At 50.0% G+C, this 15,184-nt stretch carries 12 protein-coding genes; 6 read left to right on the top strand and 6 right to left on the bottom strand.

What is annotated here, in order from left to right:
- Positions 1-219 precede the first annotated feature (219 nt).
- From hypT to SK39_RS19340, 4 genes are all read left to right on the top strand, one after another.
- Positions 220-1,131, top strand: a complete 912-nt coding sequence (gene hypT / locus SK39_RS19325) for a hypochlorite stress DNA-binding transcriptional regulator HypT (RefSeq protein WP_048217323.1) — start codon at positions 220-222, stop codon at positions 1,129-1,131.
- Between the two features lie 302 nt (positions 1,132-1,433).
- Positions 1,434-2,375, top strand: coding sequence for a pseudouridine kinase (locus SK39_RS19330; protein WP_003027434.1), 942 nt, complete (start codon positions 1,434-1,436; stop codon positions 2,373-2,375).
- Positions 2,363-3,298, top strand: a complete 936-nt coding sequence (locus SK39_RS19335) for a pseudouridine-5'-phosphate glycosidase (RefSeq protein ID WP_003840093.1) — start codon at positions 2,363-2,365, stop codon at positions 3,296-3,298. The genes SK39_RS19330 and SK39_RS19335 overlap by 13 nt, the downstream gene beginning before the upstream one ends.
- A gap of 96 nt (positions 3,299-3,394) precedes the next feature.
- Positions 3,395-4,645, top strand: a complete 1,251-nt coding sequence (locus SK39_RS19340) for a NupC/NupG family nucleoside CNT transporter (protein ID WP_048217324.1) — start codon at positions 3,395-3,397, stop codon at positions 4,643-4,645.
- Between the two features lie 46 nt (positions 4,646-4,691).
- On the opposite strand, the gene SK39_RS19345 is transcribed toward SK39_RS19340, so the two are convergent.
- The 3 genes from SK39_RS19345 to SK39_RS19355 all read right to left on the bottom strand — a co-directional run bounded on the left by SK39_RS19345 (position 4,692) and on the right by SK39_RS19355 (position 7,761).
- On the bottom strand, positions 4,692-5,780 hold the full coding sequence (locus SK39_RS19345; protein ID WP_003027430.1) for a sugar kinase: 1,089 nt from the start codon (positions 5,778-5,780) through the stop codon (positions 4,692-4,694).
- Between the two features lie 2 nt (positions 5,781-5,782).
- Entirely contained in the window at positions 5,783-6,640 is an 858-nt protein-coding gene (gene nfo, locus SK39_RS19350; protein ID WP_003027428.1) for a deoxyribonuclease IV, read from the bottom strand.
- Positions 6,641-6,711: 71 nt separating this feature from the next.
- Positions 6,712-7,761: a YeiH family protein gene (locus SK39_RS19355; RefSeq protein WP_003840098.1), complete on the bottom strand. Its 1,050-nt coding sequence runs from the start codon at positions 7,759-7,761 to the stop codon at positions 6,712-6,714.
- A gap of 178 nt (positions 7,762-7,939) precedes the next feature.
- Between SK39_RS19355 and yieE the strand changes: the two genes are divergently transcribed.
- Together yieE and lysP are read left to right on the top strand one after the other, a co-directional pair.
- Complete coding sequence (gene yieE, locus SK39_RS19360; RefSeq protein ID WP_003840099.1) at positions 7,940-8,821, top strand: DNA-binding transcriptional regulator YeiE; 882 nt, start codon at positions 7,940-7,942, stop codon at positions 8,819-8,821.
- Between the two features lie 195 nt (positions 8,822-9,016).
- Positions 9,017-10,486 (top strand): lysine-specific permease, encoded by a 1,470-nt coding sequence (gene lysP / locus SK39_RS19365; protein ID WP_003027419.1) that lies wholly within the window; start codon positions 9,017-9,019, stop codon positions 10,484-10,486.
- Between the two features lie 64 nt (positions 10,487-10,550).
- Here lysP and SK39_RS19370 read toward each other — a convergent pair whose 3' ends face one another.
- The 3 genes from SK39_RS19370 to serB form a co-directional block, all read right to left on the bottom strand.
- The gene (locus SK39_RS19370) at positions 10,551-12,536 is read right to left on the bottom strand and encodes a ligand-gated channel protein (RefSeq protein WP_048217325.1); all 1,986 of its coding nucleotides are present in this window, start codon (positions 12,534-12,536) and stop codon (positions 10,551-10,553) included.
- A 333-nt stretch (positions 12,537-12,869) separates the two neighbouring features.
- Positions 12,870-14,192, bottom strand: a complete 1,323-nt coding sequence (locus SK39_RS19375) for an MFS transporter (protein ID WP_003845176.1) — start codon at positions 14,190-14,192, stop codon at positions 12,870-12,872.
- A gap of 30 nt (positions 14,193-14,222) precedes the next feature.
- Positions 14,223-15,110 carry a phosphoserine phosphatase SerB gene (serB, locus tag SK39_RS19380; protein WP_048217326.1) on the bottom strand — a complete coding sequence of 296 codons (888 nt, stop codon included), beginning with the start codon at positions 15,108-15,110 and terminating at the stop codon, positions 14,223-14,225.
- Between the last annotated feature and the right edge of the window lie 74 nt (positions 15,111-15,184).

Raw genomic sequence — 15,184 nt, forward strand, 5'->3', positions numbered from 1 at the left:
TTCTTTTGCCACCTCAGAAGGCCAGTAATCAGGCTGGTGTCTGAAATTCCGCAGCGATAAGCTGTCGTGGTCGATGGGTAAAGAAACAGCTTAATGTCAAAAACGAAGGTGTTATGCAAAAAACGAATCAACAGATGCTGATGTTGAATATCATCTCCGGGCATATTCAGGCATGATGCTTAAGACTAATTGACATATTTAAACATCCGCGTGACAGGCATGAAAAATATCGAGACAAAATGGTTATATGACTTTTTGACGCTGGAAGCGTGTCGTCATTTTTCCCAGGCAGCGGAGGAGCGCAACCTATCCCAACCGGCATTTAGCCGGCGGATCAAGGCGCTTGAATCCGCCGTTGGGGTGTTGCTGTTTGACCGTACGACGAGTCCACTGCAGCTGACGGAGGAGGGTAAGTTATTCCATTCGCAGACCCGTAGCCTGCTGCAACAGCTGGAATGTAACTTAGATGAGCTTAGTGGTCACAACCTGCTTGGCGTTCCCAATATCAAAATAGCGGCAGCGCATTCTCTGTCGCTGACGATGTTGCCCAGATTAGTACATTCAATGTCAGCATGGGGCGAGGAGTTTGTATACCACGTCGAAGCGATTGACGTAGTCCAGGCAGTGAATACGCTGCGCGAGGGGAAAAGTGATTTCATTATCTCCTTTCGCGATGAAGACTTAATGCAGTCACCTTTCTGCGGCTTGAAGGTGTTTGAGTCTGAGCTGTATCCCGTCTGTGCTGCGGATTCACAGGGTAAGGCGTTGTTTGATATCTATCAGCCGCAGGTGCCGATACTGAACTATACCAGCACATCCTACATGGGAAGATTGGTTAACCGTCACCTGGCGGAGGTGGGTAGTATTTCGGGGCGTACGCTGTTTATGTCTTCGATGAGTGAGCTATTGAAGAATATGGCATTGGATGGGCATGGTATTGCCTGGCTGCCAGCGTGGACGATCGTGAACGAACTACGGGATAAACGCCTGGTTTGTCTGGACACGCCGGAGTTGATGGTGCCTATTCAGGCCTATATTTATAGAATGGATACCCGCCTGAATAAAACGGCTGAGCACTTCTGGCGGATTTTGTACAACCATATGCCAGAGGATCTGGTTTCGCTTAGTTGATACGCGCCAGTTCGCCTGGCGCGTCTGAAAAACCTTCGGTTATGACCAAAGATGCTTTTTAACCTGATCAATTTGTGTACTACCTCTCATTTTCTCTCTCCCTGACAAACTGTATCTATAAAAAATTGTGATTCTGTTCATATCTATCGACTTTATAGCTTGTGGATGGATTTACTTTGTCAAAAACACGCTTACTATGAACACATGTTTGATAGTGAACATGTGCTCTAATAACCTGATGTGTGGCGTTGGTTATTTTTAACGAACTCATTTGTGGCAAATTAATTGCCAGGGGACGTGCTATGCGTGAAAAGGAATACATCGTAACGATTGGCTCGGCCAATATGGATGTTGCTGGGTATTCGCATGCTTCTCTAAATTATGCGGATTCGAATCCAGGTAAGATAAAATTCACTCCCGGTGGCGTTGGACGCAATATCGCACATAATCTCGCGCTGCTGGGTAAAAATTCTTGGTTGCTAACAGCGGTTGGTAACGATTTTTATGGTCAATCATTATTGGCACAAACTAATCAATCAGGAGTACATGTCGACAAGTGTCTTATCGTTTCCGGAGAGAATACATCCAGTTATTTATCGCTGCTTGATAATACTGGTGAAATGCTGGTGGCTATTAATGATATGAGTATCACCGAGCATATTTCAGCAGAATTTTTATCACAGCATTTTGATTTTATTAGGCAGGCAAAAGTCATTATCGCCGATTGCAATATCAGCGAAGACGCTCTGGCATGGGTACTGGAAAACGCCGGAGATGTTCCGGTGTTTGTTGACCCGGTGTCGGCCTGGAAGTGCGTAAAAATTCGCGGCCGCTTTGCAAAAATTCACACCCTCAAACCAAACCGCCTTGAAGCCGAAACGCTCAGCGGTATTGCGCTTTCTGGGCGTGATGACGTTAGCAAAGTCGCCGCGTGGTTTCATGATCGCGGCTTAAACCGGCTGGTGCTCAGCATGGGCGGCGACGGCGTTTATTACAGTGATATTGCGGGGAGTTGTGGTTGGTCACTCCCCATTAAAACTCGCGTCATTAATGTCACAGGGGCTGGTGATGCGATGATGGCTGGACTGGCCGCCTGCTGGGTAGACGGCATGCCCTTTATTGATTCGGTTCGATTTGCGCAGGGGTGTTCATCAATGGCATTAGCCTGTGAATATACCAATAACCCTGATTTGTCTGTTGCGAATGTTAGCTCAATAGTGGAGAACACAGAATGTCTGAATTAACTCTTTCCTCTGAATTATTACAAATATCACCAGAAGTCCAGGAAGCATTAAACAGTAAAAAACCGATTGTTGCGCTTGAATCAACCATTATTTCTCATGGAATGCCATTTCCGCAGAATGCTCAGACAGCGATTGAAGTAGAAGAAACTATTCGTAAGCACGGCGCTGTTCCTGCGACCATTGCCATTATCGGCGGAATAATGAAAGTAGGTTTAAGTAAAGATGAAATTGAATTGCTTGGACGAGAAGGACATAGCGTTACGAAAGTAAGTCGTCGTGATTTGCCATTTGTGGTCGCGGCAGGGAAAAATGGTGCCACCACCGTTGCCTCTACGATGATTATTGCCGCGCTGGCTGGAATTAAAGTATTTGCGACAGGGGGAATTGGTGGCGTTCATCGTGGTGCTGAACATACGTTTGATATTTCCGCGGATCTGCAGGAACTGGCACATACCAATGTCACGGTAATTTGTGCTGGTGCTAAATCTATTCTGGATCTTGGCTTAACGACTGAATATTTAGAAACCTTTGGCGTGCCGTTAATTGGATATCGAACCCAAGCGTTACCGGCATTTTTCTGTCGTACCAGTCCGTTTGAAGTCAGTATCCGTCTGGACAGCGCTAAAGAGATTGCCCGCGCGATGGCGGTGAAATGGCAAACGGGTCTTAATGGAGGCCTGGTTGTCGCTAATCCAATCCCGGAGCAGTTTGCCATGGCAGAAGAGAAAATTAATGCGGCAATAGATCAGGCGGTAAAAGAAGCGGAAGAGCAGGGCGTCGTGGGTAAAGAAAGTACGCCGTTCCTGCTGGCGCGAGTTGCGGAGCTGACCGGTGGCGACAGCCTGAAATCAAATATTCAACTGGTGTTCAACAACGCGGTGCTGGCCTGTGAAATTGCGAAGGAGTATCAACGCCTCGCCTGACAGAATTTCCCGGGCAGAATGCGGTCGCCCGCGAATATCAAACCTACCAAAACCTGGCGATAACGCCGGGTTTCCTGACATGAAGGGAATTTCATTATGGATATAATGAGAAGTGTTGTGGGTATGGTGGTATTACTGGCCATCGCGTTTCTGCTGTCAGTAAATAAAAAACGTATTAGTCTGCGCACCGTTGGGGCTGCGCTGGTACTGCAAATTGCCATCGGCGGTATTATGCTCTATTTCCCGCCGGGAAAATGGCTGGTTGAACAGGCCGCGCTCGGCGTCCACAAGGTGATGTCATATAGTGACGCGGGTAGCGCATTTATCTTCGGCTCCCTGGTTGGGCCAAAAATGGATGTGCTGTTTGACGGGGCTGGGTTTATCTTCGCCTTCCGGGTGCTCCCGGCCATCATTTTTGTGACCGCACTCATCAGTCTGCTCTATTACATTGGCGTGATGGGGCTATTGATCCGCATCCTCGGCGGTATTTTCCAGAAGGCGTTGAACATCAGTAAGATCGAGTCATTTGTCGCAGTAACCACGATTTTCCTCGGGCAAAACGAGATCCCGGCAATCGTGAAACCGTTTATTGACCGCCTTAATCGTAATGAACTGTTTACCGCTATTTGTAGCGGGATGGCCTCGATTGCTGGCTCAATGATGATTGGTTACGCCGGAATGGGCGTCCCGATTGACTATTTGCTGGCGGCATCATTGATGGCAATCCCTGGCGGCATTTTGTTCGCCCGTATGCTGAGTCCGGCAACGGAAGAATCTCGCGTCACCTTTGAAAACCTGTCATTTACTGAAACACCACCGAAAAGCATCATCGAAGCGGCGGCCAGTGGGGCTATGACCGGGCTGAAGATCGCCGCAGGCGTTGCGACGGTGGTAATGGCATTTGTCGCCATTATCGCGCTGATTAACGGCATTATCGGCGGAATTGGCAGTTGGTTTGGTTTTGGCCACGCCACTCTGGAAGGGATCTTTGGCTATGCGTTAGCCCCGCTGGCGTGGATTATGGGCGTGGACTGGAGCGATGCGACGCTGGCAGGTAGTCTGATTGGACAGAAGCTGGCGATCAACGAATTTGTCGCTTATCTCAACTTCTCGCCGTATCTGCAAACGGGCGGAACGCTGGACGTGAAGACCATCGCGATTATCTCGTTTGCGTTGTGTGGTTTCGCGAACTTCGGTTCGATTGGCGTCGTGGTCGGGGCATTTTCGGCGATTGCGCCACAGCGTGCGCCGGAAATCGCGCAACTTGGAATGCGTGCGCTGGCAGCAGCAACGCTGTCAAACCTGATGAGCGCGACAATAGCCGGTTTCTTTATCGGACTGGCATAAAATAAAGTTTGTAGGCCGGATAAGCGTAGCGCTATCCGGCAGACATTCAAGCTGTTTGCAGCAAATACAGAGCGTTATCCGCAGAGAGCGTTGGGTTGTTGATACTGACGCTGGCCCGCGATAATGCCGCGCAGGCCATGGCAAAGCGCGCGCTTTCACGAAACTCACTGCCTTCCAGAAAGCTGTACAGTAATCCCGCCATAAAAGCGTCATCGGCACCAAAACTGTCTACCACCGTATGCTCAGGCGGCGTCAATAAAAACTGTTCGCCGTCCTTTTCGCTGCAAAAAACGGATTCATCTTCCAGGCAGACAAAAATGCGTTTTACCCCTTGCTGATGCAGGCTATTGACGGCCAGTACGCGATCCGCATCAGTATGAATAGGTTGGCCCCATAAAATCGCCAGCTCTTTCTGCGTGGGTTTTAGCGTATGAATACGCGTAAACCAGGTTTTCATTTTTTCCGCTTTGAACTCTGAAACGGTGTCAATAAATACCGGAATATCATCGGCAATAGTAAAGACCCACTCAATGGCTTCGGCGGTCAGATTGCAATCGGCCAGTACGACACCGGAATGGCGAATCAAATCTCGCGAACCGTTAAGCAACTGCGGCGTCAATTGTTGCAGGATATGGGTATCGTTAATGGCCAGTACGGTCTCTTCCTGTTGATTAGCGATCGACAGGTAGGTTGAGGTGTTGTGTCCATGCAGACGAATGCAGCTGGAAACGTTAACCCCAGCCTGACGCGTTTGTTCCAGCAATGTTTCGCCATAGAAGTCACTGCCAACAGCGGAAATTAAATGTACGTCGCGGCCCAACAGCGCCAGGTTGTGGGCGATGTTACGTCCTACACCGCCTGCTGAGCAATGAATGCTGCCAGGGTTAGAGGCTGCCTGCGGATAATGGATGTCTGCAACCCCCCGGATATCCATGTTGATAGCACCGACAACCACGCAATAATCCTGTTCGGTAAGGATATAACCTTTACCTTTGATCATGCCTTTACGCATTAAATCCATAATATGCGCAGCGACGCGTGAACGGCTGATCTGCAAAATATCGGCGATTTCATTCTGCTGAATCAACGGATTGCGGCGCAAGATCTTAAGGATCTGCTTTTCCCTGTCGTTCATGATTAGGCCACCGCTTTTTCAGTTTGCTGGGCTTTCAGCCAGGCAATCTCTTCTGCCCAGATATCTGGATTAATGGTTTCCAACACCAGCGGAATGCCGTCAAAACGATTGTCCTGCATGATCCAACGGAAGGCATCGTGGCCAATATTGCCTTCACCTAAGCTGTGGTGACGGTCAACGCGGCTGCCAAACGTGCTCTTGGCGTCGTTCAGGTGCATACCGCGCAGATACTTGAAGCCGACAATTCGTTCAAATTCCGCAAAGGTCTTTTCGCATTCCTCAACGGATCGCAAATCGTAACCGGCCGCGAAGGCGTGGCAGGTATCAATACAGACGCCGACACGGGATTTATCTTCTACGCCGTCGATAATGGCGGCCAGGTGCTCAAACTTAAAGCCAAGGTTGCTGCCCTGTCCGGCGGTATTTTCAATGACCGCCGTAACGCCCTGGGTCTGGGCGAGGGCGATATTGATCGATTCCGCAATGCGCGCCAGACATTCATCTTCCGGAATCTGCATCAAATGGCTACCCGGGTGAAAGTTAAGCAGGGATAAGCCAAGCTGTTCGCAGCGTTGCATTTCGTCAAGAAACGCGTCACGCGATTTTTCCAGCGCATCGCTGACCGGGTGACCGAGGTTAATCAGGTAGCTGTCGTGAGGCAGGATTTGCGCGGAAGTATAGTGATACTTCTCGCAGGCAGATTTGAAATCATCAATGATTTCGGTGGTCAGCGGCGCGGCACGCCACTGACGCTGATTCTTGGTGAACAGGGCGAATGCGGTCGCTTCGATTTCTGCGGCTCGAATAGCGGCGTTAGCCAGACCGCCAGCGGCGCTTACGTGCGCTCCGATGTATTTCATAAATTAAACCCGCCATACTCAAATGCAAAAGGAGGAAGTATAGCGGGTTAATGGAGGTGAGTCGTGCTCGTTTATGCCATCAGCGCGTGGATAGCGAGGTTAATCGCGCCACCGCCTACAATCAGCCAGACAAACAGCAGCAGGGCCATCAGTAACGGTTTAGCACCGGCTTTTTTCAGGGCGCTAACGTGAGTGGTCAGCCCCAGTGCGGCCATCGCCATTGCCAGCAAAATGGTATCCAGTGTTACCAGCATGTTCACTATCGACTGCGGCAGAAAGTGGAACGAGTTAAAAATCGCGACCACAATGAACAGGATGGCAAACCACGGAATGGTGATTTTGCTCTTCTCACCACCGGAGGCCGGAGACAGCTGTTTAACGCGGGCGGCCAACAGGATAAGAAACGGTGCCAGCATCATGACGCGCAGCATTTTGGCAATAACTGCGGCATTTTCCGCATCCGGGTTAATGGCGTGCCCGGCAGCCACTACCTGTGCCACTTCATGCATGGTGGAACCAATGTAAATGCCGTAGGTTTCCGGGCTAAACCAGTGTGCCAGCAGCGGATACATTGCCGGATACAGGAAGATAGCGATGGTACCGAAGATCACTACGGTGGCGACAGCGACGGTTACCTTACTGGCTTCCGCTTTCACTACAGGCTCGGTTGCCAACACGGCGGCGGCACCACAAATGCTGCTCCCCGCGCCAATCAGCCAACTGGTGTGGCGGTCCAGACCAAACACTTTTTGCCCCAGGAAACAGGCAATCATAAAGGTACTGCTTAGCGTTAACACATCAATCACGATACCGCTGACGCCGACGTCAGCAATTTGCGCGAAGGTGAGGCGGAAGCCGTAGAGGATGATCCCCAGACGTAATAAATGTTGTTTAGCAAACAGCACACCGCCGTCACAGCTTTTCCAGATGTGCGGATAGACGGTGTTGCCGAGAACCATCCCCAGTAAGATTGCTAAGGTGAGGGCGCTGAACCCGGCACCTGCAACGGCGGGAATGGATCCACCCCATAAGGCGACCCCAGTGATAACTGCACTCAGGGCGAGCCCCGGAATAAAATGCCACGCTGTACGACGATGAGTCTGCAAGGTGAGTTCTGTCATATCCTTCTCCTTTATCTGGGTAAAAGAGTACGGCGAAGTGGTTTAAAAATAAAATTGATTATATATTTATAATTAATCTATATAAGTGGTATACCCGTCATACTTCAGGTTGCATGTACGCTGGCTGCAACTCGAATTATTTAGGGTATAAGTAACGGTTATCCGGTGGAAAACGACTATGCATATCACCCTGCGACAACTTGAAGTGTTTGCTGAGGTATTAAAAAGCGGCTCAACGACCCAGGCGTCTGTCATGCTGGCATTGTCGCAGTCGGCGGTGAGTGCGGCACTTACCGATCTGGAAGGGCAACTCGGCGTGCAACTGTTTGACCGTGTTGGTAAACGACTGGTGGTCAACGAACACGGGCGCTTGCTCTACCCACGGGCGCTGGCGCTACTTGAGCAAACGACCGAAATCGAACAGCTTTTCCGCGAAGATAATGGCGCTATCCGGGTTTATGCCAGTAGCACCATTGGCAACTATATTCTCCCTGCCATGATCGCCCGCTATCGGCATGATTTCCCCGATTTGCCGCTGGAGCTTAGCGTGGGCAACAGCCAGGACGTGATCAATGCGGTGCTGGATTTCCGGGTAGACATCGGGCTGATTGAAGGGCCGTGTCACAGTACGGAAATTATCTCTGAACCGTGGCTGGAAGACGAGCTGGTGGTGTTCGCCGCACCGTCGTCACCGCTTACAAAGGGACCCGTTACGCTGGAACAACTGGCTGCTTCGCCGTGGATACTGCGTGAACGAGGATCGGGTACGCGTGAACTGGTGGATTACCTGCTGTTGTCTCATTTGCCGAGATTTCAGATGGCAATGGAGTTGGGTAACTCCGAGGCCATTAAGCATGCGGTGCGCCATGGCCTCGGGATCAGCTGTTTGTCACGGCGGGTCATTGCCGAGCAGTTACAGGCGGGAACGCTGAGCGAAGTTCCTGTGCCGCTTCCGCGTTTGGTCCGCACGCTGTGGCGTGTTCATCATCGACAAAAACATATCTCCAATGCCATTACGCGCTTTTTGCACTACAGCGACCAGGTAGAGCAGGGGGAATAGGACGTTCACTGTCGTAGCGACTCCTTTTTGCATAATGGCGGTTACGTTTTAACCGCCTTGCACCCTCTATTTTCTGCTTTACTTATAATCCGCGGCCAGTCATGAAGGTCTCTTATAACAGCGCATTTGTGCCGGAAGAATGCCGTTTCGTCTGCTACAATCGCGCCTCATTTTTTGGATGGATAGCATTTTCACATGGTTTCCGAAACTAAAACCACAGAAGCGCCCACGCTACGTCGTGAACTGAAGGCGCGTCACCTGACGATGATTGCCATTGGAGGCTCCATCGGTACAGGTCTTTTCGTTGCATCTGGTGCAACTATTTCTGCAGCGGGTCCTGGCGGCGCGTTGTTCTCTTATATTCTGATCGGTCTGATGGTGTATTTCCTGATGACCAGCCTCGGTGAACTGGCGGCCTATATGCCGGTTTCTGGCTCGTTTTCCACCTACGGTCAGAACTACGTAGAAGAAGGCTTTGGCTTCGCGCTGGGCTGGAACTACTGGTACAACTGGGCGGTAACGATTGCCGTTGACCTGGTGGCCGCACAGCTGGTGATGAGCTGGTGGTTCCCGGACACGCCGGGTTGGATCTGGAGTGCGCTGTTCCTCGGCGTGATCTTCCTGCTGAACTACATTTCCGTTCGCGGATTTGGTGAAGCGGAATATTGGTTCTCACTGATCAAAGTTACCACCGTCATTATCTTCATCGTAGTTGGCGTAATGATGATTTTCGGTATCTTCAAAGGCGCTCAGCCGGTGGGCTGGAGCAACTGGACGACCGGTGATGCACCGTTTGCCGGTGGTTTTGCTGCGATGATTGGCGTGGCGATGATCGTCGGCTTCTCCTTCCAGGGGACGGAACTGATCGGTATCGCGGCAGGTGAATCTGAAGATCCTGAAAAGAACATTCCACGTGCGGTACGTCAGGTATTCTGGCGAATCCTGCTGTTCTATGTGTTCGCGATTTTGATTATCAGCCTGATTATTCCGTACACCGATCCGAGCCTGCTGCGCAACGATGTGAAAGACATCAGCGTTAGCCCGTTCACGTTGGTATTCCAGCATGCGGGTCTGCTGTCTGCGGCAGCGGTGATGAACGCAGTTATCCTGACGGCGGTGCTGTCTGCAGGTAACTCCGGGATGTACGCTTCCACGCGTATGCTTTACACCCTGGCATGTGACGGTAAAGCGCCACGTATTTTCGGTAAACTGTCTCGTGGCGGCGTACCGCGTAACGCGCTGTATGCGACCACCGTGGTGGCGGGGCTGTGCTTCCTGACCTCGATGTTTGGCAACCAGACCGTATACCTGTGGCTGCTAAATACTTCCGGGATGACGGGCTTTATCGCCTGGCTGGGGATCGCCATTAGCCACTATCGCTTCCGTCGCGGTTATGTGCTGCAGGGCCACGATGTGAAGGATCTGCCGTACCGTTCTGGCTTCTTCCCGCTGGGTCCGATCTTCGCCTTTGTGCTGTGCCTGATTATCACTCTCGGCCAGAACTACGAAGCGTTCCTGAAAGACAGCATTGACTGGGGCGGCGTGATGGCTACCTATATTGGTATCCCGCTGTTCCTGATTATCTGGTTTGGCTATAAGCTGACCAAAGGAACCCATTTTGTCCGCTACAGCGAAATGAAATTCCCGGGTCGCGTGAAGAAATAACAGTATAAAAAGCATAACAAAAACCCCGGCATGATGAGTGCCGGGGTTTTTTATTGCGTCAAACTTAGAAGCTGTAAGTCATGCCAACCGTGTAACGACGACCATCGAGAACGGTGTCGTAGGTATCGTAATCGATTTGCTTATCCAGCACGTTATACACGCCAGCGGTCATCAACAAATCCTTGGTGGCATAGTAACGTAAACCCACATCGACCTGCGTATAGGACGGCGTACCCTGCGCCATGGAAGTACGGCTCAGGTATTCAGACGTTTTTCCACGCAGATTCAGGCGGCTCCAGAAACCGAGATCCTGCGTGGCCTGCCAGTCCAGCGTCGTGTTAAACATATGCTTCGGCATTTTGTTCAACGGCTGGCCGGAGAACTGACCGCTTTTCTGCTCAGATTCCGTGTAGGTGTAGTTCGCAGTCCAGTTGACGTCAGAGGTTATTTTCCAGCCGAAGGTGGATTCTACGCCACGCATATTGGCTTTATCGACGTTAACGCGATCGCTGACGAAGTCATAATGGGTATTGCCGATGGTGCAGGCCGGATCGGAACTGCTGTTACAACGGCGCACTTCAGTGATTTTGTTCTTGAAGTCGGTATTGAACAGGGTGACGCCTGCGTTGAGGTTATCGCCGTTATCCCACAGTAAGCCGATTTCTTCGCTGAGGCTTTTCTCCGGCTTCAGGTCCGGGTTGCCGACAATGATTCCGTTCAGACGACCGCCGCCGGTGACCTGTCCCCAGTTTGCTGATGACTGGCGCAGGTCTGGCGCACGGTAGCCCGCCGAAACGCCGCCTTTTAAGGTCCATTGATCGCTCAGATGCCATACGCCATAGCCGCGTGGCGTCCAGTTGTCACCGTAGTTCTCATCTTTATCCATACGCAGACCGCCGGTCAGCGAGAAGGTATCGGTAACGGCCCATTCATCTTCAGCAAACAACGCCCAGCTCCAGCGGGTCAATTTGTTCAGCCCATCAGCCGCTTGCAGCTGGTTGCCGTTATCACGCAGTTTCTCATAACGGTATTGCCCACCTAGCGTCAGGGTATGCGCCCCAAGGAAGACCTGGTTCTGGCTATTGAAAATCGTATTGTAAGACTTCATTTTGCGACCCGGGTTTTCGCTCTCTTCCTGCTGGACATAGCTGGTGGAGTTGAAGTCATCGTAATAACCGCTATGGGTTAAAGAATACGTCGTGTGCACATACTTGCTTTCGCTTTTGCTGTTTGGCTTACAGCTTCCGTTGCGGCAGTTTTCCTCAGCCATAGATTTGCCTGGGGTACTGTCACGATCCTGCAATTCACGTGCGTAATCGAAATCGATGTCGTTTTTATCATCTGGCGTAAAGTTCAGGGTTAAGCCCCCGTTACGCATACGCTGTTCATTGTAGCCATTGAGGATTTTATCTTCCGCCCGATGGGAGAATAACCCGGTCACCTTCGCGCCAAGTAATCCGTCAATCAGTGGCCCAGACGCATAGGCGTTGGTCTGGTAAATATCGCCGGAGTCTCTGTCTTCCTGGAAAGTGGCATCGCCGTGCAGAGAACCGGTCCAGGCTTTGGTATTCGACACTTTCTTGGTGATGACGTTAATGACACCGCCCATCGCGTCGGAGCCGTACAGTGATGACATCGGGCCACGGATGACTTCGATACGCTCGATGGATTCAAGCGGCGGCAGCCAACCTTGTTCAATACCTGAGTTGTCGCTATTAGGACGTGTGCCGCGGGTGCTGATGCGTTTACCGTTGACCAGGAAGAGCGTGTATTGCGAAGCCATACCGCGAATACTGATATCGCTGCTGCTCCCCCCGCCGGTGACGACGACGCCAGGGACATCTTTTAGCGCATCGGTGACATCGCGATAGGCTTTGTCCTCAATCTGCTGCTTGGTAATAACAGATATCGAAGCCGGGGCATCCTGAATTTTCTGCTCAAAGCCGGTAGCGGTAACTACCACGGTATCTTGTTCAGCGGCATGGCCGAGTGATGGGAGACTGGCGACGCATACTGCGGCAGCTACAGCCTTAACGTGAGGTATAGTCATTTGTATCATTCCATTTAAATGAATCAAACTGCGCGTCATGTGAAAGGCCATGACAATTGTATGTATTTGTCTTTTAAGGACTCTTTTCAGTAAAGAAGCGGAGGGATTGTACAAAAGTATGAATATTTGTAAACACAAATGATAATAGAAATCATTTGTGTTTGATGTGATCTGGGGTGAAATGCTTTTTTAATCAATAAGATAGTGAAGGAAGAAAAAAGGAGAAAAAGTGGAGGAATGATGGAGGGATGAAGAAGATGGACACCTTTTTGACGCTGAAAGAACCCAACCGAAAGACAGCGGCGATGGCGCCACTGTCCTGTTATGGCTGGCTTATAGTCGATGGAATTTGGCGAGTAAGGCCAGTGACAAGGTGGTTAACAGGATTGCGATCACGGCATAGAGATAGACTCCAGACCACTCCCAGTTGTTCTTCACTAATATCACCGGTACGCCCGCTAACGCCGCGCCGACATAGCTAAACAATCCGCGGAAGCCAGTTATCGATCCCGCCGCATCTTTGTGAGTGACGTCCAGACAACCTACGGCAAAAAGCATATGCGGCCCGTACAGGGCGAAACCCATAATGGTGAAGAGAATGGCCGTAATGGTATATGAGGTATCCTGAACCAGTGGGATTAAGGTAATACATACGCACAGCATTAATGCGAATATTAAGCCTGTCATCCAGCGGTTACTTTTAAACATAAAGTCAGATAAGTAACCCGCCAGTAACCCTCCGGCAAGTCCACCGGCTTCAAACCACGAGATAATAGAGTTGGCTTTAATCAGGCTCCAGCCATGTACCTGAGAATAGTAAATTTGCGGCCAGTCATTGAGGATGGTGCGGGCAATATAAACGGACATATCGCCAATGATAATAATCCACACTAATGGGTTAATCAGGATATATTTGACGAAAATCTGCCAAAAGGAGAGATTTACCGGACTGGCTTTCACTTGGGCAAGCTCTGTTGGATCCTTACGCCATTCGCCAACGTTAGGCAAACCTAAGGTCCCGGGACGGTCTTTAATCGTAAAGAGCGCTACGAGCCCCATCAGCAAGGAGATTGCGCCCGGTACATAAAAACCCATTTTCCAGCTACCGCTCCAGACAATCGCGAAACTTGTCAGCAGTGGGGCGAGACTCCCGCCAATATTATGCGCCGCTTCAACGACCGCCCACCAACGTCCGCGTTCATTCTTGGAAAACCAGGATGCCATGATCTTTGCCATTGGTGGAAAACTGGTGCCCTGGAGGATAGCATTGAGGCTGTACAACACATAAAACGCGGCAACGCTGTCGGAAAAACCAAACAGAATATTAACGATCCCCACGCCAATGAGCACCGGGCCGGTCATGGCTTTCGGATTGATTTTATCAACCAGCATGCCGCCAACAAACTTCATTGAGCCATACAGGATGTAAAACAGTGAAGACATGATGGCAAAATCTTCTGCGGTCAGAGTGGTATCTGACAGCATGGCCGGCATGGCGGCTGAGAAGTTTTTACGTGTTAAATAAAAGACCGCGTAAGAGATAAAAACCGAGGTAATAATCTCTATCCTGAATTTTTTGTAAGTATGGTCAATCTCTTTTTTTTCTTTTACAACCGGCTTATCAGCCTGGCTGAATATAAATGATTTCAAGCTCATATGATCTTCCCTTCAGGCAGTGCTTGTGGGTTATAATCCATTTTCGATAAAGAACAAAAGCGACTCGAATCCGTGAAAATTAATCTGATTGTTAATTAAATTTCTGACCGCGGGTTTTGCTCGCCAGGCAATACCAGTGCCAGCATACGTGAGCATGGGAATATCGTTGGCGCCATCACCGCAGGCGATAATATTATGCTGAGGCATCTGCAGAGAGTCGGCAAGCATGGCCAATGTTTTTTTCTTATTTTCTGCATTCATGATTGGCGCGGAAATATTATCTGTCAGCATACCATTCCTGACTTCAACGGTATTTGAAAATATATAGTCCAGCTGATATTTCTGTTGTAAGCGGTGGGTGAAAATATCCAGTCCGCCGGAAATGATCGCTGTTTTAAATCCTTTCTGCTTGAGGAATGGCAAAATGGTGGTGATGCCGGGAGAGGCCGTCATCCGATCGCATACGGCATTAATGACATGGATGTGTGTCCCTTTTAACATTCCGATGCGCCGGGTGAAACTGTTATTGAAATCCAGTTTTCCTTCCATCGCTTGCTGCGTCAGTTCCGTTATCCGATCGGTGATGCCTAGCGCGCGGGCAATCTCATCCACACCTTCTTCCTCGATAAATGTCGAGTCCATGTCAAAGGCGATGATCCCGTTAATCGGGATGATTTGCGGTTTTAGGAAAAAATCAAATTGCTGAGTGAACGATGTAGCCCTTAGTTTCTTGTATATGTCATCGGTGAATATTTCATCGGGTATTGATAATTTTAAATACGGTTTATTGAATGCGGCTATAGATAATTGTTCCAGTGCGCACGGATATTGTTTGGTCTCGGTATTTAGAAATGTATTGTGCAGCCATGCCTGAAGTTTTTCAGGATCTTTTGCACTAATAAAATAAATAATTGCCATTATGTTACTCCTGTAAATTAAGGTTATTTTAATAGTAGGGGGTGACGATTGAATCCTGCTTTATCACAGATGTG

The organism is Citrobacter sp. BIDMC107, from assembly GCF_001037575.1.
Lineage (GTDB): Bacteria > Pseudomonadota > Gammaproteobacteria > Enterobacterales > Enterobacteriaceae > Citrobacter > Citrobacter freundii.